We start from the raw sequence: 24,104 nt of genomic DNA on the forward strand, positions 1-24,104 counted from the left end.
AAACCGCAGAGACTCAACGCAATTTAACGATAGTACAATCCGCTATAGTAGAAAATTATTGCGCACACTTCATTTGAAATGACTAATTTTCGCTCAACTGATTTTTTTTGACTGTTTTTTAATCAACCCAAAGGTGCTTGACCCACCCCGGCAACAGGCGTATCCCACCGCCCGGAGGTTTCGGCCTCCACGCGAGGTTATTGCACCACAATACCTCAGGCACCCTGCCAGTTTGCCCTGGCAGGGTGTTTTACATTTCCGCCGGATGCATGATCTGCACGGGCACCCACCTTACTTACTTCCCCTCGAGGCTGGCGCGAACACAATCGCGCAACCAGGACAGGGCAACATCATGGTCGCCATGCCCCGCCCACACCATATGGGCCGCCGAAAACCCCGATGCGATCGGCACATGCCCAATTGTCAGGCCAAATTTCGGGGCAAAAAGCTGCGCAATCCGTGCAGGGACGGTTGCAATCAAGGGTGCCTGTGCCGCCACCGCCAGCAACGGCACAAAGGCCGGGGCGGCAAAACCAACATCAAGCATATGGCCGGTATTGCGGTAAATTTCGCCAACGCATCCTGATATGTCACTGACCTGCGAAAACACGGCATGGCGGCCTGCAAAATAGGCGGCATCATCAAATGCGCCTGTCAAACCAATCAGATCAGGACGAAAACAGCAACAGGCCTGCGCCTCAAACAGGCGCTCGCCCCTGAATGCCCCTTGCGGGACATAGGGTACGCCAACGGCAACATCAATTTCGCTGCGGCTTAAAAGCTGTTCCAGTGTCGCAAGGCTGATATCCCGCGCCAGCACCCCAATATTGGGGGCTTTTTGCGCCAGATACGCCATCAAAGCGGGCAACAGCACCTGGGCCATTTCGTCAGAAACACCAATGCGAAAAACACGCTTTTCGGTGCGTGGATCAAACTGCAGGCCCACCTTCAGGGCCGCCTGCGCCTGATGCAATGCCTCGCGAATGGGGCCTGCCAGGCTTTGCGCCCGGGCCGTTGGCTGCATTTTCTGACCGATACGCACAAAAAGCTCGTCACCCAATAACAGGCGCAGGGTTGCCAGGCTGTGGCTCATGGCCGGTTGGCCGATCCGCAATTTTTCAGCAGCACGGGTAACACTGCCTTCGCTGATCAGGGCATCAAAGGCCACCAGCAAATTCAGGTCAAAAGACCGTAAATTGAAATGGTCGATATTATGCATTACTGGCATCGATTTGATTGATGATAAGGCCAGATATACCCTGTTTGACGCGACTTCGAAAGCATCAACCGCTCTGCCCGCCCATACGCCCGCAGGGATCAAACAGGAAGCCATCATGGACGTTTCGCCAATGCCACCTGCGCATCCCCGCCAATCCAGCCAGCCCGATCAACCCATCCCGCAAGGCCAGCCACAGCACACCAATGCCGCGCCGGGTTTTTATCCCATCATGCAGGGCGAAACAGCCATCATCGCACTTTGTGATGGCACCCTGCCCTTTCCGCTTGATGCGCTTTACCGCAACACAACACCCGAACATGTGCGCGACCGGTTTCGCCACCACGGCCAGGAACTGCCCGCACCGGGATCATTTAATGCATTTCTGGTCGCGCGCCCTGACCGCCTGATCCTGATTGATACGGGCAGCGGTGATTTGGGCGGCCCGGCATTGGGCCAATTGGCCGGTAATCTTCAGGCGGCGGGTTATCAGCCCGCGCAGGTCGATGATATCATCCTGACCCACCTGCATAACGACCATTTCGGCGGCCTGATCCGCACTGGTGACATGACATTTCCTAATGCCCGCGTGCATATGCCGAAGCGCGATGCGGATTTTTTCCTAAGTCCTGCCGCAATGGCAAAGGCCCCAGCCCCCACGCAACCGCATTTCAAAAATGCCATTGGCTGCATCACCCCCTATGCCAATGCCGGGCGCGTTTCGATTTACGATGATAACGAAGCCCCCATTCCCGGCATTGCGCAGTCCATTCTGCTGCCCGGCCATTCACCGGGGCATAGCGGCATTATTGTTCAAACAGGCGTGGGATTGCAGGATAGCGCAACCGCACTTCTCTGCTGGGGTGATATTTCACATGGTCATATCCTTCAGTTTGAAGACCCCGATATCGCCATTTGTTTTGATGTTGATATCACGGCCGCCATCACCAGCCGCAAACAGGCATTGGAACTGGCCGCACGCGAACAATTCCTTGTTGCGGGATGCCATATTGCCTTTCCGGGGCTGGGCCATGTTTCGCGCCATCAAAATGAAACGGCCTATCGCTGGCACCCGGTAACCAGTTAAAATCAGACATAAAGACCCGAAAACGCAAACAGGGATGCCTCGATGCGCATCCCTGTCTGGTTATCTTTCTCAGCAGGCGCGCCGAGCCTGATATGCAATAATTAGCTATTCCGGCATTTTCGCCCGGATCCACTGACCAAGCTGCGCACGTTCTTCGTCGGTCATTTCGGTTAAATTGCCCAGCGGCATGGATTTGCCGATAACCGCCTGCGCCATAATGCGCTGTGCGTTGCTATGCACCTGATCAAGGCTGTCAAACATTACCCCGGCCGGGGCTTCGTCAAAGCCATCTTCGGTGGGATGGGCGGAATGGCACACGGCACAACGGGTTTGAATAATGCCCATCGCCTGGTTTGACGAAATCACATCACCCGCGCTCGGTGCATTGGGGTCGTAGGATACAAACACCACCAAAATCGCCATGAACACGGCGGCTGCAGGCAATTGCCAGGCAATGGCACCACCGCTGCCACCAGCATTGCGGGTATTGAAGAAATGGCGCACCAGCCCACCCACAATCAGAATCAGACCAATCACGATCCAGGAATGATCATGGGCATAGGTCATGGGATAATGATTGCTGATCATCATCGCCAGTACCGGCAGGGTCAGATAGTTATTATGGGTCGAACGCTGCTTGGCCTGCAGACCCAGTGCCGGGTCAGGTTTTTCACCGGCCATCAGTGATGCGACCACCTTTTTCTGGTTGGGAATGATGATGCGAAACACGTTCGCCGCCATCATTGTGCCAATCAGCGCACCGACATGGATAAACGCCCCGCGCCCGCTAAAAACGTGGGTATAAAGCCAGGCAAAGGCCATGATCTGGATAAACAGGGCGATGGCAAGGGTGCTGGTTTTACGGCCAATCGGGCTTTTGCAGATAAAATCATAAATGAACCAGCCCGCAACCAGGCTGATCAACCCGGTCAGGATCGCATCCCATTTGGTCATGGGCATAACGGATGGATCGATCAGGTAGGATTCAGCACTCCAGTAATACATGGTTACCAGCAGCGTAAAACCCGTAAGCCAGGTGAAATAGGCCTCGTATTTGAACCAGTGCAGGTCATCGGGCATTTTGGCGGGTGCCACCATCCATTTATTGACATGGTAAAAGCCACCGCCATGCACCATCCAGGCTTCACCATATACGCCGTCATCCATGCCCGGCCGCTTGCGCAGCGACAGGTCCAGCCACACAAAATAAAATGACGAGCCAATCCACGCGATGCCGGTAATCACATGCGCCCAGCGCAGGATCAGATTGATCCAGTCCTGAAACAGAATGTCCACCTGTTTGGTCCCTCTCTTTTACCGGGTTGCGCCGCGATTTACGTCTCTGCGCGCCCGGTACCCGCCCCTGATGTTGCCTTGCAGCATATTACGACGCGAATTTTCAGAATTCTTACAATCCCTATTTTCCTAACACAGGGCTGGCGGGGGCTCTATTATTTAGGAAGCGGACATAATCGAAATGACTTTCAAGACATTTTTTAAAATGGCAAAGTCAAAACAGCGATCAAGGCCAAGGCAAAGCGCAAAACAACAGGCCAATCGCCACAGCGCCCGGCATAACGGGCCGCCCCCAAACAAGAGTGAGAGTTAGCCCCATGTCCGATTTCGAGGACATCCAGATTTTTGTCCGTGTTGCCGAACTGGGCAATCTTTCGGCCGCCGGGCGTGAATTACGCCATTCCGCCGCCGTGGTTTCCAACCGGATCGCACGCCTTGAGGAACGGCTGGGCGTGCGCCTGCTTAATCGCACCACACGCCGGGTTGGCCTGACGACGGAAGGCGATATCTATTATCGCCATTGCCAGCGCATTCTGGCCGAAATGGAAGAAGCCGAAAACGCCATTGCCAACCAGAAAAACACCACCCGCGGCCCGGTAACCGTTACCTGCCCGGTAGCATTTGGTAATATGTTCGTTGCCCCGATCATTCCGAAATTCGTCGAAAAAAACCCTGATGTGCAAATCCGCCTGCATCTGTCCGACCGGCTTCTGGACCTGTTGCAGGATAAGGTCGATCTTGCCATTCGCATTGCCGAGCTTAAGGAAAGCTCGCTGATCGTGCGCAAGCTTGCGGCCAACAAACGGGTGCTGGTGGCAAGCCCCGCATACCTCAAACGGCATGGCACGCCGCGCACGCCGTCCGATCTGCTGGATCATAACTGCCTGTTACTGCGCTTTCCCGGTTCGCGCCAATATCAATGGACGTTGCAGCGCGACGGCGACGAAGCCCCCACCACGCTTTCGGTATCCGGTTCGATGGATTCTGATAATGGCGAGGTTTTAACCCGCTGGTGCCTGGACGGGCACGGCATTGCCCTGAAATCGATGTGGGAAGTCGGGCCGCATATTCAGTCCGGCGCCCTGAAAATTGTCCTGCCGGACTGCACACCCCCCGCCCATGCGGTTTACACGCTTTATCCCGAAAACCGCTATCTACCAACGCGGGTTCGCGCCTTTGTCGATTTTCTGGTGGCCGAATTTGGCGGCACGCCACCTTGGGGCAACGACATCAATTGACATTCTCTATTTTAATATCTGAATTTTTCTTCAACCTTTTTGATCATATTGATCAGCCATACTTGATCACCAGCAACGAAAGGAAGAAAGCTTTTTATAAGCGGCAAATTGTCCCTGACAAATAACAAGATATAGTCGATTTTCTGTGTTAATAACTGGCTAACATCCAGCCCAAGACTACTACTTGCTACAGCACCACCTAAGATAGACGCTGCAACAAATTTACCCCCTCCAAAAATACTATTACTAAATAACTTTAAAATATTTGTGATCATAGACCTCGACACGTCATTAGACATCGCTGGGATAGGTCCACTGCCCACTTGCTCATTCACTTCGATTATTTCTTCTATTGCACTCTTTTCAAATAAATCTTCCACACCATAAAATGCCGTTGAGAATCCATCAGAAATAGACTTATAACGCTCCACATTTCCGGCATCGAAAGCATATTCTCTTGCCCTAGACAGCAACTCCCTTCCTTTTTCAAGAGAGGAAATCAGTACCCCGTGAATTTCCAAAACAGAATTTAAAGTCTCCTCCTGATCACTCGAAAAACTAGGCAAATCTCCACTCGAAATACTACGGAGAGTTGATGCACGAATATTTTGCAGCCTCACACCCAAAACATATAAGTTATTTATATCCAATGATTTTTCCGACAACAAATTCGCATAACGCTTAGATATTCTCTCCAATGAAGGAAATGCATTACTCCCAGAAAAACATGCCACCAAATCAGTCGCAACATCGAAACAAGCCAATTTTATTTTTTCTTTATCAGAACTTATTTCTTCCGATACAAATGCTTCATTAACTACTACCCTTCCATCCCCACTAAAAGAAAATTGAATCCCAGCATCTTGATTCAACCAATATCTTTCACCCTCGACATCTGATGTATCATCTTCAACCAAATCCTCATTTTCTTCTATATCTTCCTCAAAAAGAACATCATCGTCTTGAGAAAAATATTCATCCTCGAACTCGGGCTTCAAACTCCAATCAAACAAACCATCTTTTTCAATAATCGCAACTGCCTTCTCAATCACTTTAGGGTCTGCATCTAGAAAACTATCAGAAAGAACCTCTGTTGCATCATACGGCCCACCATATATCCACTGATACCCACCCTCTTTTGTAATATATGGCAAGCTATTAGCAGGATCTTCATATCTAGCCGAGAACCATTCAACAAGCTCCATAGCAGCAGCATCTATATAATCCTGCTCATGCTCAACCTCAAACCGCATTCCAAAATCAAGATTTTCTTCGATTGTGTGCCCGTTTACATTACATTCCTTATAATTTTCGCTACCAACAGGATATTCCGAAACAAACCAAACCAATATTCCTAATTCGGGATGATCTATATCTGCCTCATACAGATACTCCATCCCCATTTCGCGCTCTTCTCCACCGATTTTCTCCCAAACAAGATCCTCACCTTCAACGTGAAACACTTCATCAGTTTGAGAGTGACGTATAACGGCAGTGCCCTCCGCGTACGGGACAAAGCGAACCTCATCTTCTTCCACACAACCTCCTTAATCACGAAATATCTTTTCAAAAAATCCGATAGAATAAAACATATTATATTTCAGCTCATAATATAAACAACAATTGGAGCTAGCAGCACATTCAAAAGACCAACCAGCACCATGATCAAACCGGCGACCGATCCTTCCTCGGTACCAATTTCATGTGCCTTGGCCGTACCTGCACCATGTGCGCCCATGCCAAGTGCCGCCCCCCGCGCCAGACTGGATGTAACCGGCAGGCGGGCCAGCATAATTTCGCCCAGCACAGCGCCAAAGACACCGGTAATCACCACAAAAACAGCGGTTAAGTCCGGAATACCGCCAATATCGCCTGAAACCTCCATCGCAAAGGGCGTGCTGATGGATCGTGGCAGCAGGCTTAGCCGTAACGCCCCATCAAGCCCCAGAAACGTTGCCAGGCACCAGCCGGTTACCATGGCCGTAGCACTGCCAGCCAGCGCACCAGCGGCCAGAACCGGCCAGTGGCGAATAATGAATTTGCGCTGTTCATAAATCGGGATGGCAAAGGCAACCATGGTTGGACCCAACAGTGTTACCAGCCAGCCCGTCCCGCGAATGTAATCGCCATAATTTTCATGCAGCAGCAATGCCAGCGCAATCAGAATAACAGGGGTAATCAAAAGCGGCGTTAACCAGCCACGACGCCAGCGCCGGTGCATTTTGCGCGCCACCAGATAAAACCCGATTGTCGCAACCGACCAGAAAACGCCCTGTGCCACCGGGTTTTCAAACCAGATCATGACGCCCCCGAAACCGCACAAACAGGTCCATGACCAGTGCCGTCACCGCAATGACCGATGCGGTGCTGCCCAAAATCACCACCAGGACCTTGGCGCCCAAAACCCCGAATAATTCGTGATGGTTTAACACCGCCAGCACGGCCGGGATGAAAAACAGCAGCATTTCGGCAAGATACCATTGTGCACCCCGGCGCATGCTGCGCAGGCTGATCCGCCGGCTGGCAAGCAGGGAAAACACAACCACCATGCCAATAATGCCGCCAGGCACAGGAATATCGCAAAAGCGTACAACCGCCTCGCCCAACAGCCAGAAGGCAAAAATTGCGGCAATTTGCAGCAATTGGCTATTACGCAAAACATAACGCCCCCGCACCGTCAGCCCGGATAGGGGCAGCGCCGGACGCAAAACATGATTTGTGTCGATCCCAGTTCCAGCGTCCACGCCAATCACGGTGCCAGTAACCGCATCATGACCAATACGCCCGCCCGACACCCCGGTAATGGCAGGCGCACGCGCCGGTGCAGCACGCATGGCAAATCCATCGGCAACGTCTCGCGCCGTTTGGCCGGTCGCCATGTCGCTGGGTAATGCTGCATTGGATGTGCGGGTGGAAAAAGGCTTCGGGCGCTTGGTCATGGTTGTTCTCCTTGACCAGCAGCATAGAACCATCCATTTTATGATAAAAATGAATTGATTTACTTAATTTTATTCCAAATGGGAATAATCATGGATGTACGCACCCTTCGCGCCTTTGTCGAGGTTGTTCGCCAGGGCGGGTTTTCGCAGGCGGCAAAAACCGTTTTTGTCACCCAATCGGCCATCAGCAAGGCGGTACGCCAGCTTGAAGATGAAGTTGGCATTCCCCTGCTTGAACGCATCGGGCATAGCAGCCGCATGACGGCAGCTGGCGAGGTTGTTTATGCGCGTGCCTTGCGCATTCTGGCCGAGCGCGAAGACCTGCTGGCAGAACTTGATGAAATCCGCGGCCTAAAACGAGGAGCCCTGCATCTGGGCCTGCCACCAATTGGCAGCAACACCCTGTTCGCCCCGGTTTTTGCCATTTATCGCAAACGCTTCCCCGGTATCGATATTCGCCTGGTTGAACAGGGCAGCACCCGGCTGGAAGAAATGCTTGAAAGCGGCGATATCGAACTGGGTGCATCGCTTTTGCCAACCGCACAGGGTTTTGTTGCCCAGCCTGTAAGATGCGAACCGCTGGTCGCCCTGCTGCCTGCCGGGCATGATGCCGCACATAAAAGCCACATCTCGTTTGATGATCTGGCCGATACCCCGTTAATCCTGTTTGAAAAGGGATTTGCCCTGAACCGCGTGCTGATCAATGCAGCACGGCGCAAAAATATCGATCCGGTTATTGCCGCGCGCAGCAGCCAGATTGATTTTATAATGGAACTGGTTGCCGCCAATTTGGGTGTCAGCTTCCTGCCCCGCATGATCGCGCAGCAACGCCCGCATACCGGGCTGAAATATATCGAACTTGACGAACCCGATACCCAATGGGACATGGCCATGATCTGGCGGCAAAACGGGTTTTTATCCCATGCCGCCCGCGCCTGGCTGGAAATTGTCCGGGAAATTTACCCTGTTTCACCCGTACATCCGGCATGATGCCCGCCTAACACCGCAAACACGCCCCGGCACCTACGGCATCATGGCTGCACTGGTATCGCCCAGAAAACCCGCAAGCACCGCCGCCACGTTCTGCCCGATCACATCATGCGCATAACCGCCTTCCATGACAAACAGGGTCCCCAGGCCGATTTGGGCAATTCGTGCGCCGATTTTTTCGTAATCGGATGTCATCAACCCCAAACGGCCAAAGGGTTCAAATTCATGGGCATTAACGCCCAGCGACACAATCAGCATATCGGCGTTAAAGCTGGCGATTTTTGCAGCAGCCTGCTCCATCGCCGCGCCAAAACCGGCAAAGCCACTGCCATCTGCCAGGGGCAGGTTCAAATTGGCACCATATCCGCCACCTTCCCCCTGTTCATGGGCATAGCCGGTAAAATAGGGAAAATGGGTATCGGGGCTGGCATGGATAGAAACAGTTAAAACATCGCCCCGGTGATAGAATATCTGCTGGGTGCCATCGCCGTGATCCTGGTCAATATCAAGAATAGCAATACGCCCGGCCCCCTTTGCCCGCATATGCTGGGCGGCAATGGCGGCGTTATTAAGCAGGCAATATCCACCATATCGCGCTTCATGGGCATGGTGGCCTGCCGGGCGGCTCAGGCAAAAGGCGGCTTCCCCATCATCAAGCAGGGCATTCGCCGCCGAAATGGCGCTTTGCGCGCCCCAATAAGCCGCCTGCCAGCTTCCTTCGCCAATTGGGGTATCAATGGCATAGGCGTAATATCCCAGTCGCTTGACGATATGCGCGTCTTCCGCCGGTGCCATGTTCCGGGCTGGGGCTAGGTCTGACGCCGCATCTGAAGCTGAAGCTGCTTCAGAAAGCTGCTCTTGCGCATGTTTGGGCACACCGCTTTCCTGTGCCTGCCCGCTTGCGGCATCTCCGCCGCGCAAATTGGCGGTGCCATCTAAGTTTGTGAAATTCCTGCGATACAAATTTGTATCACCTGCCTGACGGGGGGAAGCAGGCCAGATGGCCGGGATGGCAGCACCATCATAACCGGCTTTTTGCCAGTCCTGCCAGGCATGGCTTAGAAAATGCAGATAGCGGGCATCATGGACTGCACGAATGGGTGCCATGCCATGATCAACCGGTTCAACAAGGCGGGCGGCAATTTTATGCGCCAGCGCATCGCGGATGATGCCCATGCGCCGTGGGTCATCAAGCGGCGGAATAGTATGGCCGTGATAAAATTCGGATTTCACGTCATGGGCATCATGACGCGCATTAAAAAATACCCGCATTGTCATATCCCTGAACCGGTCCACAAGGACATACCGGTTCAAGGATGCTGCCGGTGGTTTACCTGCGGATCATTTTTTACGCGCAGTAGTATACAGCAATTCGGTAATATTATCGAGAAAACCGCCAAGCTGGGTACGCAGGTTTTCGGCCTGTCGGGCAAGGTCGGTTGCCATTTCGCGTGTTGTGCCAGCGGCCTGCCCGGTTTGCGAGGTCATATCCGAAACCGCCGTGATGTTATCGGTTACTTCGCGCGCCCCGCCCGATGCCTGCTCGACATTATGCGTCATGTCACTTGAAAGCGAAGTCTGGGTTTCAACATTGGTTGAAATCCGGTCCGATCGTGCTGCCAGATCATCAATCACGCCCGCAATTTCCCGGATCGAGCCAACCGAAAGTTCGATCGCGTTCTGGATATCCTGAACTTTTTCCTCGATGCTTTCGGTAGCCTTGCTGGTCTGATTGGCAAGTCCCTTGACCTCGTTGGCGACCACGGCAAAACCCTTGCCCGCTTCGCCCGCGCGGGCGGCCTCGATGGTGGCGTTAAGGGCCAAAAGGTTGGTCTGGGCAGCGATATCGCGAATGAAGCTGACGACTTCGACAATTTCAACCGCAGCCGTTTCAAGCTGACCGATGCGCCCATCGGTTTCGCGCGCCAGCCCATTGGCACGATGCGCAATATCAACCGATTCACGGGCCTGTTCGCTAACATCGCGGATGGAATGGTTCAGTTCCTCGGACGCGGCAGAAACACCCGAAACATTATCAGCCGTCTGGCGGGCAGCAGCAGCAACAGCCGTGGAACGGGTGCTGGTTTCCTGGGCGATGCGGCTGGCATCATCCGATGCACCTTCCAGTGCGACCGATGCCTGGGCGATACGGTCCACCGCATCAAACGAGCCACTGCGGAAATCATCAACGACCTTCTGGAAACCGCCCAGCTTCTTTTCGATCATGCCGGTGGCAGCGTTAATTTCGCGCGCCGATGTCAAATAGGAGCCGACAAGCCCGGTTTCGACGATACGGCGGTAATAACGGTTTTCCGCCACCGCCGCCATTGATGCCGCACTTTCGCGCAGGAAGGCATCATTACGGTCGATCAGCCGGTTGATCGCGTTAAACAGGTCACGCATCTGCGGATGGCTGTCAACATGGGTGATACGGGCTTCGTAGTCGCCATTTGCTGCCGCTTCGACAACTTCCAGCGCCTTTTGAATTCCCGACTTCGTAGACCCGCCAAACAGGGACATCTTCTAACCTCGGCTTTAACGTTACTTACAGGCTTTGGACGAACTGGTCGTATTCAAGGCCCAGATCCTTGACCTTTTGCGCCATCGCGCGGGCTGCCATATGCATGCCTTCCTTGCGGCTGGGCTGGCTTTCCTCGATTTTGCGCAATTCGGCATAAAGCGGCTTGATGGTTTTTTCGACAACGCCCGCTTCGGGAACACGACGGTTGGAATGATAACCGGTGATCTTTCCTTGCGAATCAAAGCTGGGGGTAACATGGGCATAAACCCAGTAATGGTCGCCGTTTTTCGCCAGATTGACGACATAGGCGAAAATTTCGCGCCCGGCCTCGATCTCGGACCACAGCAACTGAAACACGCAGCGCGGCATATCGGGATGGCGGATAATGGAATGGGGTTCGCCTAGCAGTTCATCTTCGCTGTAACCGGCAACATGCAGAAATGTGTCATTGGCATAGGTGATCCGGCCTTTAAGGTCGGTTTTGCTGACAATCAGTTCATCGGCACCAAAATGGCGCTCTTTGCCTGTTGGCTGCACATGTGATCGTGTTTCTGTCACGCCTCATCCCCGGTTTGTATTATCGTTTTTCCGTACCTGTGCGTAATGGCACGGCACCCTGCCTGTCCGGATATCATGTAACCCTAACGTGACGAAGGACCAATGTAAATTTTGCCTTCTATCACCGGGTAAACCACTTTTTAGAAATTAGATTAATTCCACATTTTTCAAGAAACGATCAATCCAAAATAGCCTGTTTTTTTGGCACTATCCCTTCGCACAGGTTAGTGAAAACCAGCATCGGCAATCCCTGTGCCCGCGCAATCCCGCCAGTTTGCCGATCCGGCCGCAAACACCTGTTTTTTGTCGTTGGCATTGGGATGCATCGGGATGCAACACTGCAAATAATCGTCGCAACACCCGGAAATGGTATATAATTATCCCCATTGCCGGGACCGGTTCGGGGATGGATATGACAAAGGATCTAAGCAAGTTTCCATATCGCGTGGTGATCCACGAAAAGCATTCGGCAAAAAATGTGCTGGACTGGCTGGACAAAAATATCCGCCATGACCGCTGGACCATGGGCATTCGCAATATTGAATTGCCCAAATCGGACCAAAGCGCGCCAATCGTTGACATGGTGATCTATTTTGAACGCCAGGACGATATGGAGCTTTTCCGCGAAAAATGGGCCGGGCAAAGCCGCCAGCGCCGCGTGAAGCTGAAATTCCTGCGCGCTGCCCTTTATGCCCTTTTGCACCCGCGTGCCGAAATGGTGTTTTACGAAACCCTGAAAGCCCCCGACGCCAACCGCATCAAACCCAAAACCCACCCCGATGACCAGAAAATCGAACTCGCCCCGCTAAAGGACGATGCCACTGCACATGCCAGTAATGGCAAACCGGCCAAGGGCAGCAAATGAAACCTGCCAGCCCCCTGCGGGCCATCACACGGGCCTGATACCCCTGTTGCAGTGTTCCGGCCTTTTAACCTCAAAAAATCATGCTGGCGACCATTTACGGGGCCGCAAAGCCCTCTACCCAGATCGCGCCAGCAATACGTCATCCCGAAACAAAACAGCCCCGCCAGATGACCCGGCGGGGCTGTTTGTGTATCTCGCAAGGGTGCGGCAAATGCGGCACTCTTGCGTTAAATCACATTATTTCGGCAGTTCGGCATCGATGCCTTTAACGTACCAGTCCATGCCCAGCAGCATTTCGTCAGGGGCAACTTCGCCTTCCTTGACGCGCAGTTCGCCAGCCTGGTCATAGATCGGGCCTTCAAAGATCTTGATGTCGCCCGAAGCGATTTTTTCTTCGGTTTCCTTGGCAAGGGCAGCAACATCGTCCGGCATGTTGGTGAACGGTGCCATATGGACCATGCCTTCTTTCAGGCCATGCCAGGTGTCTTCCGCTTTCCAGGTGCCGTCCATGGCGGCCTGAACGCGGTCGATATAGTATTCGTCCCAATGGTCAACAATCGCGCTAAGCTGGGCTTTGGGCGCAAATTTGATCATGTCGGAAGCCTGACCGAAGCCTTTGATGCCACGGTTTTCAGCAACCTGCAGCGGTGCCGGGCTGTCGGTGTGCTGAACCATGATGTCCGCACCCTGGTCGATCAGGGCCTTGGCTGCATCGCCTTCTTTACCCGGATCATACCAGCTGTTGACCCAAACGATTTTGACTTTCACATCCGGGTTAACCGACCATGCACCACGCATGAACGAGTTGATGCCACGCACAACTTCGGGGATCGGGAACGAACCGACATAACCGATCACGTTGCTTTTGGTCATTTTACCGGCAATCACACCAGCAACATAACGGCCTTCATAAAAACGTGCGGCATAGGTTGCAACGTTATCGGCGCGCTTGTAACCGGTTGCATGTTCGAATTTCACATTCGGGAACTGCTTTGCCACCTTGATGGTCGGGTTCATGAAACCAAACGAGGTGGTGAAAATCAGTTCGTGACCGGTCTGGGCGAGCTGGCGGATAACGCGTTCGGCGTCTGCACCTTCCGGTACATTTTCCACGAACGAGGTTTTCACCTTGTCACCGAATTTTTCCTCAACAGCCTTGCGGCCCTGGTCGTGCTGGTAGGAATACCCAAAATCGCCTACCGGACCAACATAGACAAAACCAACCTTAAGCGGATCGGCTGCCTGTGCTGCCCCCATGCCCAGAGCAAGTGCGCCAACGGCGGCAAGAGCCGCTGCCGTACGCTTCATAAAACGTGCCTTCATAAGAATGTCTCCCTTAAAACCTCTGCACAGGATTTATACCTGTTATCGCGTACAATCAACATTGCGCGTCAGTATTGGGTGTGACGCACCTCCCATGGACGCCGACGTTATTGCGCCGGTCGGAACGCCTTGCCAATACAGGCCGGCGCATTAAGACGGATTTTGGTATAATCGCTGGAAATGATCACCAGCACCACAACCGTTGCAAGATAAGGCAGCATCGACATGAATTGCGAGGGTACATTGATGCCCGCACTTTGCGCATGCAACTGCAGAACCGAAATACAGCCAAACATGTAAGCCCCGGCCAGAAGACGCCCCGGACGCCAGGTGGCAAACACGACGAGCGCCAGCGCGATCCAGCCGCGACCGGCCGTCATGTTTTCGGCCCACATCGGCGTATAGGCCAGCGACAGATACGCCCCGCCCAGCCCCGACATTGCCCCACCAAAAAGCGTTGCCATATAACGGATACGAATCACGTTATAGCCAATCGCATGTGCTGAATCGTGGGAATCGCCAACCGCCTTCAGGATAAGCCCTGCGCGCGTCCGGGTTAAAAACCAGCCCGATGCCAGCACCATGAAGATGGAGAAATAAACAAGAAAATCCTGCCCGAACAGGATCGGCCCGATTACGGGAATGTCGCTGATGACCGGAATATTGAGTGCCGGCAGCGGTTCAATGGCAAAACCAACAAAGCCCGACCCAACAAGGGCGGAAATCCCCACCCCGAAAATTGTCAGCGCAAGGCCGGTTGCCACCTGATTGGCCATCAGGGTAAGCGTTAGAAAGGCAAAAACAAGGGCCGTTACCATGCCAGCAATGGCTGCCGCAAAAATACCCAGCGTTGCCGAGCCGGTCGATGCCGTAATGGCAAAACCGGCAATGGCACCAATCAGCATCATGCCTTCAACACCAAGGTTGAGAACACCCGATTTTTCCGTGATCAATTCGCCCGTGGCCGCCAGCAAAAGCGGGGTCGATGCCGTGATTACGGTCAGGATAAAGGGTACGATCCAATCCATCAGGCGGTCTCCCCGGATTTGCTTACCGTGCCAAAACGAACGCGGTATTTGGTCAAAACATCACAGGCCAAAAGGAAAAACAGCAAAATCCCCTGGAAAAGCCCGGTTACAGCACTGGGCAGGCCCAGGCCAATTTGCGCGAGTTCACCCCCCAGATAGGTCAGCGCCATGACCAGCCCGGCAAACAGAATGCCAATGGGGTGCAAGCGGCCCAAAAAGGCAACAATAATGGCGGTAAAACCATACCCCGGCGAGATGGAAGGCTGAAGCTGCCCGATCGGCCCTGCCACCTCGAACATCCCGGCAAGACCGGAAAGCGCGCCTGATAACAAAAGGGTAAACCACACCATGCGTTTTTGCCGGAAACCGACATGACGCGCGGCCTGCGGTGCCTGGCCCACAACGCGAAGCTGAAAACCAACCACGGACTTGGTCAGCAAAACCCAGCCGCCCGCAACAATCAGCAAGGCGAAAATGGCGCCGAGATGGACACGCGTGCCATCATAAATAATCGGCAGCAGGGCAGCATCGGGAAAGGCGCGGGATTCAGGGAAGCTGAACCCTTCGGGGTTACGCCACGGCCCGTACACCAGATAACTGAGAAACAGGGTGGCGACATAGGTCAGCATCAAGCTGGTGAGGATTTCATTGGCATTAAAGCGCGTCCGCAACCAGGCGGGAATGGCCGCCCAGAAGGTACCACCAATGGCAGCCAGCACAAACATACCCGGCAACAACAACGCGCTTTCGCTGTCATAAAATGCCAGTGCCAGACCACCGCCAAAAATGGCCCCCATGGTAAGCTGGCCTTCGGCACCGATATTCCAGACATTGGCGCGAAAGCCCATCGCCAAACCAACGGCGATAATCACCAGCGGCGTTGCCTTCACAAACAGCTCGCCCACGCCATAGGCGTTATTGATCGGCATGATGAAGAAGGTATAGAGCGCCTCGATCGGGTCCTTGCCCATAAAGGCAAAAATGATGGCACCGGTAATCAGGGTCAGCAAAATGGCCAGCAGCGGTGAAAGATACACCATTTTCTGCGAATGCTGGCGACGTGGTTCAAGCCGGATCATTCTGGCCTCCGTTCTGTTCCGGGGCCAGATCCCCGCCCAAATCATGAAGCCCGCCCATCAGAAGGCCGATTTCATCAATCGTTACATCCGCCATATTGCGCGCAGCAGACATCTTGCCCGCCGCCATGACCACGACCTGATCACAAATGGCATAAATTTCGTCCAGGTCCTGTGAAATCACCAGAACCGCCGTGCCCTTTGCCGCCAGATCCAGCAGGGCCTGATGAATGGCACTGGCTGCACCGGCATCAACACCCCAGGTCGGCTGGGAAATGACGAGAACGCCGGGGTCCTGCATAATTTCGCGCCCGACGATAAATTTTTGCAAATTCCCGCCCGAAAGACTTCCTGCCTCGGCCCCGTGCCCGGTGGTGCGGACATCGAATGTTTTGATAATGCCTTCGGCAAAACTGCGCGTCGGCACCTCGCGGATCAAACCGCGCGCAGACAGGGCCATACGACGAAACGCAGTCAAAAAGCCGTTTTCAGCCAGGCTCATTTCCGGGACGGCACCGTGACCATTGCGTTCTTCGGGCACAAAGGCTGCACCAAGACGACGGCGACGGCGCGGGCCAAAATCGGCCACGGGCTGTTTATCCAGTGAAATGCAATCAGGCGCGCCGTGAATTTCGGTTTCACCGGCAAGCGCCTGGAAAAGTTCGTTCTGGCCGTTCCCGGCAACACCGGCAACGCCAAGAATTTGCCCACCGCGAACCTCGAACGAAATGTCCTTAAGATCGGTGCCAAATTGCTGATCACTGACCAGCGACAGGTTTTTAACCGACAGGCGCACATCCCCCGGGGCCGGGCGAACGCCACGATCCGGTGCAACCAGTTTCTGACCGATCATCATTTCGGCCATGGATTTGGCGGTTTCCGCACGCGGGTCGCAGGTATCAACAACCTTGCCACCACGCAGCACCGTTGCATGTTCGCACAGTGCTTTCACTTCATGCAGCTTGTGACTGATATAAAGAATGGCGCAACCTTCGGCGGACAGGCGACGCAGGGTTTCAAACAGCTTGTCTACTTCCTGCGGGGTTAAAACCGATGTCGGTTCATCAAGGATCAGAAGTTTGGGATTCTGAAGCAGGCAGCGGACAATTTCGATGCGCTGCCGTTCGCCAACCGACAGGGTATAAACATGGCGGTCCGGGTCCAACGGCAGACCATAGGTTTTTTCAACCTCGATCACCTGCTGGCGCAGCACGGCCATATCGCGCACGTCATTCATGGCAAGGGCGATGTTTTCAAGCACGGTCATGGTTTCAAACAGCGAAAAATGCTGAAACACCAGACCAATACCCATTTCGCGCGCATCATGGGGGCTTGCGATGGTAACGGGCTTTCCTTCCCATAACAGTTCCCCGGCATCGGCCTGCATAACGCCATAGATCATTTTGACCAGCGTGCTTTTGCCTGCGCCGTTTTCACCCAGCAGGGCGTGGATTTCGCCCGGCTCGATCCTGAAACTGATATTGTCGTTTGCCAAACAACCGGGGAAAGCCTTGGTCACGCCGCGAATTTCAAGCTGCGCGGGCCCTGATCCCGTTCGTTGTTCGACTGCCCCGGTGGTATTGCCGGTCATCGCGGTCACTGTCTGCCACCCCCTGATTGCGATCCGATTACATACGCCAAAGGCGTTTTACCCCTGCCCGGCGCCGTAATCAAACTGTCTCGGTGCTTTTTTGAATAGGTTTTTTTTAATAGGCGATCTTGTCTTCTTTGGCAGCCCAGCTTGCAAATACGTCGGCGGCCTCTTTCATCTCGATATGTTCGCAGGGCAATTCGCGCTGTGAAATCGGTTTTGCGACCTCGTCATACAGAAACTGGTCGTCAAATCCAATCGCGGCGGCATCTTCGCGCCCATTGGCGTAATAGATACGGTCAATGCGGGCCCAGTATATGGCCGACAGGCACATGGGGCACGGTTCGCAACTGGTGTAAATCTCGCAACCGGCCAGGCTGAAATCCCCCAGGGCCTCGCACGCGGCACGAATGGCGGAAACTTCGGCATGGGCCGTCGGGTCCATGCTGGATGTGACCTTGTTCCAACCTTCGGCAATGACCTTGCCATCGCGCACAATAACTGCGCCGAACGGCCCACCGCAGCCTTCTTCCATTTTCTGGCGCGATAATTTTACTGCGTGGCGCATATGTTTATGCCGGGCATCATCACACACAGCCTTTACTCCTTATTATGGTCCTGTCCCGGGTTTCCGGGTTGTTATTGATCTGGTCCTGCCCCCGCAATATGCCGGAGACATACCCTTCTATGTATTTGCGGACATTGCATTTTTGCCCGGTATCAGGTCATTTAAGTCCGGTTACGGCGTGGCACCTCAAAATTCGCCAGTATCACCAAATTCAACAAATTCAGCCCAAATCGTTTTGTGCCCGCGCCGGTGATGGCAGCGTTTGCGCCAGCCCCTGTTCGCGCAGGCCAACCAGTTGAGCCGCCACCGATGCCGCAATAACCGCCGGGTGCTTGCCGGTAATGCCTTCAACCCCGATCGGGCAGCACAGGCGCGCAAGCGCGCCATCGGCAAGGCCGCGTTCGCGCATACGCGCCATAAATCGCGCACGTTTGGTGGCACTGCCGATCATACCCACAAGGGAAAGATCAGGACGCAGCAGAGCATGACGGCAGATTTCAAAATCCTCGGCATGGGAATGGGTTAAAATCAATGCCATTGCGCCAGCGGGCAGATCGGCGATTTCTTCCCACGGGTTGGGACTATGAACCGGGTGAAGGCGGCTTTTGGCCGCAATATCAATATAATCGGCCCGCGAATCGACCCAGTGGACATCAAATGGAAGGGGTTCAAGCGCACGAACAATTGCCGCCCCCACATGCCCCGCCCCAAACAGCCATAATGGCGTTGCCGCGTCATCCAGGCGCACCATCAATGCTGCGCTGGATGAACTGGAAACCATATTGTCAGCCCAATCACGGCTTTGCGCCGCCGCCGGAAAGCCGGAAAAGCATGCCCTCGCATCTTTCACCAGCCCGCCACGCAGGGTGCCAAAATGTTGCGTCAGGGCATCTGCTGCTGGCCCGGTGAACATGGTAAATGTGCTGCTGGCGGCATCTTCACAGGGCAACATCAGCCAAACACCCGCGCCGCCGCCACTGCCAGCCTGCACCTTAGCAAGGGCAGCCTGAAAAACTGCCTTCCGGGCAGGTTTTAGGGCATGAAAGGCAACATCCACCGCACCACCGCAACATTGGCCCAATGCAGGCCCCAACGGGTAGCGCATGAAATGGGCGTCGGGCGCAATACCATCGGCCAGCATCTTGCGCACATGGCGCACCAGTTGATGTTCAAGATTACCGCCACCAACTGTCCCTGCCGTTTCATGGCAACCAACCAGCATAAAGGCCCCGGCTTCGCGCGGTGTGGAACCGGCAATGGATGCAACACTAACCATGACAACGGGTTGATCCCCCGCAAGCAGGGCCGACCACGATTTTGCATCCAGTGACAGAGGGGAAAGGGCGGACATAAATACTATACCCCGGCCTGCGGGGCACCAACCCCAACCATTCCGGCACCAGAAGCCGCAGGAACCTTATCATTTCCCGCTGTGCCAGTAGCAGATGCACTATTGGCCACTGCCACTGCCGACGTCGCCGCCAATCGCGCCACCGCCTTTAGCACGGCTTCGGGTGTTGCCGGCGTATCCAGTGCGGGTACAATTTTATGACCGGCAACCGATGCCACCGCATGGGCAATGGCGCGATGCACGGAAATTGCCAGCATCAGGGGCGGTTCCCCGACAGCCTTGGAACGGTGAATGGTTTTTTCCACATTGCGACCCGACGACCACAATTCCAGGCGGAAATCATCGGGGCGGTCCGAACAAGCCGGGATTTTATAGGTCGATGGTGCATGGGTGCGAATGCGCCCACTATCATCCCACCATAATTCCTCGGTTGTTAGCCAACCCATACCTTGAATAAAACCGCCTTCGACCTGACCGCGATCAATGGCGGGGTTTAGCGATTGGCCAACATCATGCAGGATATCAACCCGTGTGACCCTGTTTTCGCCCGTCAGCGTATCGATCATGACTTCGCTGCACGCCATGCCATAGGCAAAATAATAAAATGGCCGACCTGATGCGGTTTCACGGTCATAATGGATTTTTGGTGTGGCGTAATAGCCGGTTGCCGAAAGCGACACACGGCCGAGATAGGCCATTTTCACCAGTTCGGCAAAGCTAATATCGGCCTTATCGCCCACCCTGACCCGACCGGGCAAAAAATGTATGGCGGTTGCATCAACCCCATAATGGTTGCTAGCAAAGGCCACCAACCGTTCCTTGATGGTGCGTGCGGCATTGCGCGCGGCCATGCCGTTCATATCCGCGCCCGACGAGGCCGCTGTGGCCGATGTATTGGGCACCTTGCCGGTATTGGTGGCGGTGATTTTGATATTATCCAGATCGATCTGGAATTCTTCGGCAACAACCTGGGCAACCTTGATAAACAGGCCCTGCCCCATTTCGGTGCCACCGTGGTTCAAATGAACCGACCCATCCTGATAGACATGCACCAGCGCACCGGCCTGGTTAAGAAACGTGGTGGTAAAGGAAATACCAAACTTGACCGGAGTAATGGCAATGCCACGTTTGATCACCGGGCTTTGGGCGTTAAAGGCTTCAATTTCGGCACGGCGTGCGCGGTAATCACTGCTTTTCAGCAAATCGCGGGTCAATTCCGGCAGGACGCTGTCTTCTACCGTCATATAATAGGGGGTGATATTGCGCCCTTCCCCGCCATAATAATTGGCAATGCGCACATCAAGCGGATCAAGCCCTAGCGTAAGGGCGATTTCATCAATGATGCGTTCAATCGCCACCATGCCCTGTGGGCCACCAAAACCGCGAAAGGCAGTGTTGGATACCAGATTGGTCTTGCAGCGATAGGACCGGATTTCGACATCACCCAGATAATAGGCATTATCGGTATGGAACATGGCACGATCGGCAATCGCAGATGACAGATCGGCACTGAAACCACAGTTCGCCGCGAATTGAATATCTGCGCCACAAATGCGGCCATCATCATCAAAGCCGATATCGTAATCGATCACGAAGTCATGGCGTTTGCCGGTCATGATCATATCATCATCGCGGTCCAGGCGCATTTTGGCGGGGCGACCGGTTTTAACCGCCACAATCGCGGCCAGTGCCGCCCATTGCATGGATTGGGTTTCCTTGCCACCAAAACCACCGCCCATGCGCCGCACTTCAACCGTTACCGCGTTGGCTGGGCGGCCCAGAACATTGGCGATGTTATGTTGGACCTCGGATGGATGCTGGGTCGAGCAATGAATGAAAACGTCGCCATCTTCCTGCGGGATGGCAAAGGATATATGTCCTTCCAGATAAAAATGGTCCTGCCCGCCGATAACCATGCGGGCGGCATGGCGGTGCGGGGCGCTTGCCAGGGCCGATGCACTATCGCCGCGTTTCATTACATGCGGTTCAGCGACATAGGATTTCTGCGCCATTGCATCGTCAATCGACAGGATGGCGGGCAGTTCTTCATATTCGATTTCGGCAAGTTTGGTTGCCGCACGGGCCTGTTCACGGGTTTCGGCAGCAACGCAAAATACCGGCTGGCCGTAAAACTGCACAATGCCATCGGGCAAAACAGGTTCGTCATGGGTATGGGCGGGCGATACGTCGTTGGCCCCGGGGATATCATCGGCCGTTAAAACGCACACAACACCCGGTGCCGAACGCACCTTTGACAGATCCAGCCGGGTAATGCGGCCATGCGCAATGGTCGCCGCCCCTGGTGCCAGATGCAGGGTGCCGTAAGGCTCGACAATATCATCGATATAAACGGCTTCGCCGGTAACGTGCTTGGGGCCACTATCATGCTTGCTGGCGGATCGCACACCACCGTTAAGCCCCGTGGTCGGGGCCAGAATTTCGCGGGTTTCACCCATGGGACACCGCCTTCCCGACCAGGCGGGTTGCCACGCCGGGCTGTGTGGTTTCGATATAAAGTTTGGTCAAAAGGTTTTGCGCCACCAACATGCGATATTCCCCCGATGCCCGCATATCGGTCATGGGTTTGAAATCGTCAGCCAGGGCAAGGCGGGCGGTGTTCAGGGTTTCGTCAGTCCAGGGCTGGCCGATAATGGCCGCTTCGCATTTTTTGGCCCGCATCGGCGTTCCCGCCATGCCCCCAAAGGCAATGCGGATATCACTGACCGCCCCATTTTCAAGCGTGATGGCAAAGGCCCCCAAAACGGCAGTGATATCCTGATCAAACCGTTTGGAGATTTTCCAGGCACGAAACTGGCTGCTGCCTGCGGGTTTCGGCACAATAATTTTTTCAACAAACTCACCCTTGGCGCGGTCCTGCTTGCCATAGGTGATAAAGAAATCCTCCAGCGGGATTTCACGCCGCACATCGCCCATGCGCAGAACCAGCCGCGCCCCCAGCGCGATCAATGCTGGCGGGGTATCACCAATTGGCGACCCGTTGGCAATGTTACCGCCCAACGTGCCTGCATTGCGAATCTGGCGGGAACCGATACGACGTACCAGTTCGCCCAGATCAGCCGCAATATCGCCCAGCGCGCCATGCGCATCGCTGTATGTAGCACCGGCACCGATATGCACATCGCCATCGCGCACTTCTACCGATTTAAGGTCAGCGACATCGCCGATATAAACAATCGGATCAAGACGTTTAAGGTGCTTGGTCACCCACAGACCCACATCTGTCCCGCCTGCCAGAATGATGGCATCAGGGTGGGTAACCAGAATTTGCGCCAGTTTGTCACTACTACGCGGGGCAAAATAACGGCCACGCGGATGGGTGATTTCAAGCCCGCCCCCCTCGCCAACCAGGCCTTTCAGGCGATCAGCCACATCTTTTCGGCGTGATTGTTCAACAACATCATTTATTCCAGCGCCGCCCGATGCCCGTGCAGCCTCGATGATCGGGCCATAGCCGGTGCAACGGCACAAATTCCCGGCCAGCGCATCATTGATGGCACCACGGTCATCCTCGCCACCATCCAGCCAGATTTTATAAAGACTCATGACGAAGCCAGGTGTGCAAAAGCCACATTGCGAGCCGTGGGTATCGACCATCGCCTGCTGAACCGGATGCAGGCTGCCATCGGCGGATTTAAGATGTTCGACCGTCAACAGCTGTTTGCCATCAAGTGTTGGCACAAACTGGATGCAGGCATTCACCGTGCGATAGCGCATGGCACCCGGCACGGTTTCATCAACTTCGCCCAGAACAACCGTGCAGGCCCCACAATCACCTTCGGCGCACCCTTCCTTGGTGCCGCATTTATGTTCATCAAGGCGCAGGTAATTCAGCACGGTCGTCTGCGGGTCGATATTTTCGATCCGGCGTTCTTCATTGCCCAGCAAAAAGCGGATGTCGCTTCGCATATTCGTCATTGTCTCTTAACTGCCGCGATAGGTGGAATAGCCAAAAGGCGAAAGCAGAAGCGGCACATGATAATGTGCATCAGCATCGGCAATGCCAAAGCGGATCACCACCTGGTCAAGGAATTTGGGGTCGGGCAGGTCATAGCCACTGGCATCGAAATAATCGCCGGCAAAAAACACCAGTTCATATTTTCCCGGACGCAGGGTTTTGCCCTCCAGCAGCGGGGCATCGGTGCGGCCATCGGCATTGGTCATCGCCTGGGCAACACGGTCATCATGGCCGCCGTCAAAACGGTGCAGTTCGATACGGATGCCACCCGCAGGGCAACCTCGTGCCGTATCAAGCACATGGGTAGTCAAACGCCCCATGACGGGCCTCCTTGTGTCACTCGGATCTCGATAAAATATCGACGGTTGCCCGCCTGCCTCTCTGATCCGGCCTGTTACTGATGTGAAGATCGGGCCGGTTTGTTTGTAGCTTTTTAAAAAGGTCGCACTGCAACAGGCATTCAGGAAAGAGGCGATAAAGT

21 protein-coding genes are annotated in these 24,104 nt (G+C 54.4%); 4 read left to right on the plus strand and 17 right to left on the minus strand.

Annotation, left to right across the window (positions count from 1 at the left end):
- Nucleotides 1–295 precede the first annotated feature (295 nt).
- Nucleotides 296–1,219, minus strand: coding sequence for a LysR family transcriptional regulator (locus CSC3H3_RS17530; RefSeq protein WP_245881167.1), 924 nt, complete (start codon nt 1,217–1,219; stop codon nt 296–298).
- 115 nt (nt 1,220–1,334) lie between these two features.
- On the opposite strand from CSC3H3_RS17530, the gene CSC3H3_RS17535 reads away from it, so the two are divergent.
- Nucleotides 1,335–2,303, plus strand: coding sequence for an MBL fold metallo-hydrolase (locus CSC3H3_RS17535; RefSeq protein WP_157831945.1), 969 nt, complete (start codon nt 1,335–1,337; stop codon nt 2,301–2,303).
- A gap of 105 nt (nt 2,304–2,408) precedes the next feature.
- On the opposite strand, the gene CSC3H3_RS17540 is transcribed toward CSC3H3_RS17535, so the two are convergent.
- Nucleotides 2,409–3,599: a urate hydroxylase PuuD gene (locus CSC3H3_RS17540; RefSeq protein ID WP_101285662.1), complete on the minus strand. Its 1,191-nt coding sequence runs from the start codon at nt 3,597–3,599 to the stop codon at nt 2,409–2,411.
- Nucleotides 3,600–3,916: 317 nt separating this feature from the next.
- Here CSC3H3_RS17540 and CSC3H3_RS17545 point away from each other — a divergent pair, with 317 nt between their 5' ends.
- Nucleotides 3,917–4,837: a LysR family transcriptional regulator gene (locus tag CSC3H3_RS17545; protein ID WP_101285663.1), complete on the plus strand. Its 921-nt coding sequence runs from the start codon at nt 3,917–3,919 to the stop codon at nt 4,835–4,837.
- Between the two features lie 11 nt (nt 4,838–4,848).
- Here CSC3H3_RS17545 and CSC3H3_RS17550 read toward each other — a convergent pair whose 3' ends face one another.
- The 3 genes from CSC3H3_RS17550 to CSC3H3_RS17560 form a co-directional block, all read right to left on the minus strand.
- The gene (locus tag CSC3H3_RS17550; protein WP_101285664.1) at nt 4,849–6,375 is read right to left on the minus strand and encodes a hypothetical protein; all 1,527 of its coding nucleotides are present in this window, start codon (nt 6,373–6,375) and stop codon (nt 4,849–4,851) included.
- A gap of 62 nt (nt 6,376–6,437) precedes the next feature.
- Nucleotides 6,438–7,139 (minus strand): LrgB family protein, encoded by a 702-nt coding sequence (locus CSC3H3_RS17555; protein WP_101285665.1) that lies wholly within the window; start codon nt 7,137–7,139, stop codon nt 6,438–6,440.
- Nucleotides 7,126–7,776, minus strand: coding sequence for a CidA/LrgA family protein (locus CSC3H3_RS17560; RefSeq protein ID WP_245881168.1), 651 nt, complete (start codon nt 7,774–7,776; stop codon nt 7,126–7,128). The genes CSC3H3_RS17555 and CSC3H3_RS17560 overlap by 14 nt, the downstream gene beginning before the upstream one ends.
- 90 nt (nt 7,777–7,866) lie before the next feature.
- Between CSC3H3_RS17560 and CSC3H3_RS17565 the strand changes: the two genes are divergently transcribed.
- Nucleotides 7,867–8,766 (plus strand): LysR family transcriptional regulator, encoded by a 900-nt coding sequence (locus CSC3H3_RS17565; RefSeq protein WP_101285666.1) that lies wholly within the window; start codon nt 7,867–7,869, stop codon nt 8,764–8,766.
- Between the two features lie 33 nt (nt 8,767–8,799).
- Here the strand turns inward: CSC3H3_RS17565 and CSC3H3_RS17570 are convergent, their stop codons facing one another.
- The 3 genes from CSC3H3_RS17570 to CSC3H3_RS17580 form a co-directional block, all read right to left on the minus strand.
- Nucleotides 8,800–10,038 carry a histone deacetylase family protein gene (locus CSC3H3_RS17570; RefSeq protein ID WP_101285667.1) on the minus strand — a complete coding sequence of 413 codons (1,239 nt, stop codon included), beginning with the start codon at nt 10,036–10,038 and terminating at the stop codon, nt 8,800–8,802.
- A 69-nt stretch (nt 10,039–10,107) separates the two neighbouring features.
- The gene (locus CSC3H3_RS17575) at nt 10,108–11,286 is read right to left on the minus strand and encodes a methyl-accepting chemotaxis protein (protein ID WP_101270431.1); all 1,179 of its coding nucleotides are present in this window, start codon (nt 11,284–11,286) and stop codon (nt 10,108–10,110) included.
- 25 nt (nt 11,287–11,311) lie between these two features.
- The gene (locus CSC3H3_RS17580; protein ID WP_101285668.1) at nt 11,312–11,845 is read right to left on the minus strand and encodes a PAS domain-containing protein; all 534 of its coding nucleotides are present in this window, start codon (nt 11,843–11,845) and stop codon (nt 11,312–11,314) included.
- Between the two features lie 412 nt (nt 11,846–12,257).
- Here CSC3H3_RS17580 and CSC3H3_RS17585 point away from each other — a divergent pair, with 412 nt between their 5' ends.
- Nucleotides 12,258–12,710 (plus strand): hypothetical protein, encoded by a 453-nt coding sequence (locus tag CSC3H3_RS17585; protein ID WP_215907524.1) that lies wholly within the window; start codon nt 12,258–12,260, stop codon nt 12,708–12,710.
- A gap of 237 nt (nt 12,711–12,947) precedes the next feature.
- Here CSC3H3_RS17585 and CSC3H3_RS17590 read toward each other — a convergent pair whose 3' ends face one another.
- The 9 genes from CSC3H3_RS17590 to uraH all read right to left on the minus strand — a co-directional run bounded on the left by CSC3H3_RS17590 (nt 12,948) and on the right by uraH (nt 23,943).
- Nucleotides 12,948–14,018: a BMP family ABC transporter substrate-binding protein gene (locus tag CSC3H3_RS17590; protein ID WP_101270567.1), complete on the minus strand. Its 1,071-nt coding sequence runs from the start codon at nt 14,016–14,018 to the stop codon at nt 12,948–12,950.
- 122 nt (nt 14,019–14,140) lie between these two features.
- The gene (locus tag CSC3H3_RS17595) at nt 14,141–15,061 is read right to left on the minus strand and encodes an ABC transporter permease (protein ID WP_101285669.1); all 921 of its coding nucleotides are present in this window, start codon (nt 15,059–15,061) and stop codon (nt 14,141–14,143) included.
- Nucleotides 15,061–16,140, minus strand: coding sequence for an ABC transporter permease (locus tag CSC3H3_RS17600; protein ID WP_101285670.1), 1,080 nt, complete (start codon nt 16,138–16,140; stop codon nt 15,061–15,063). Before CSC3H3_RS17600 ends, CSC3H3_RS17595 begins: the two co-directional genes overlap by 1 nt.
- Nucleotides 16,127–17,728, minus strand: a complete 1,602-nt coding sequence (locus CSC3H3_RS17605) for an ABC transporter ATP-binding protein (RefSeq protein WP_101285671.1) — start codon at nt 17,726–17,728, stop codon at nt 16,127–16,129. Before CSC3H3_RS17605 ends, CSC3H3_RS17600 begins: the two co-directional genes overlap by 14 nt.
- 115 nt (nt 17,729–17,843) lie before the next feature.
- Entirely contained in the window at nt 17,844–18,296 is a 453-nt protein-coding gene (locus CSC3H3_RS17610; RefSeq protein WP_101286304.1) for a nucleoside deaminase, read from the minus strand.
- A gap of 220 nt (nt 18,297–18,516) precedes the next feature.
- Nucleotides 18,517–19,647 carry a xanthine dehydrogenase accessory protein XdhC gene (gene xdhC, locus CSC3H3_RS17615; RefSeq protein WP_101285672.1) on the minus strand — a complete coding sequence of 377 codons (1,131 nt, stop codon included), beginning with the start codon at nt 19,645–19,647 and terminating at the stop codon, nt 18,517–18,519.
- Nucleotides 19,648–19,652: 5 nt separating this feature from the next.
- Complete coding sequence (gene xdhB, locus CSC3H3_RS17620) at nt 19,653–22,103, minus strand: xanthine dehydrogenase molybdopterin binding subunit (protein ID WP_101285673.1); 2,451 nt, start codon at nt 22,101–22,103, stop codon at nt 19,653–19,655.
- Nucleotides 22,096–23,583: a xanthine dehydrogenase small subunit gene (gene xdhA, locus CSC3H3_RS17625; protein WP_101285674.1), complete on the minus strand. Its 1,488-nt coding sequence runs from the start codon at nt 23,581–23,583 to the stop codon at nt 22,096–22,098. The genes xdhB and xdhA overlap by 8 nt, the downstream gene beginning before the upstream one ends.
- 6 nt (nt 23,584–23,589) lie before the next feature.
- On the minus strand, nt 23,590–23,943 hold the full coding sequence (uraH, locus tag CSC3H3_RS17630; RefSeq protein WP_101270446.1) for a hydroxyisourate hydrolase: 354 nt from the start codon (nt 23,941–23,943) through the stop codon (nt 23,590–23,592).
- Between the last annotated feature and the right edge of the window lie 161 nt (nt 23,944–24,104).

This window comes from Thalassospira marina (genome assembly GCF_002844375.1).
GTDB lineage: Bacteria > Pseudomonadota > Alphaproteobacteria > Rhodospirillales > Thalassospiraceae > Thalassospira > Thalassospira marina.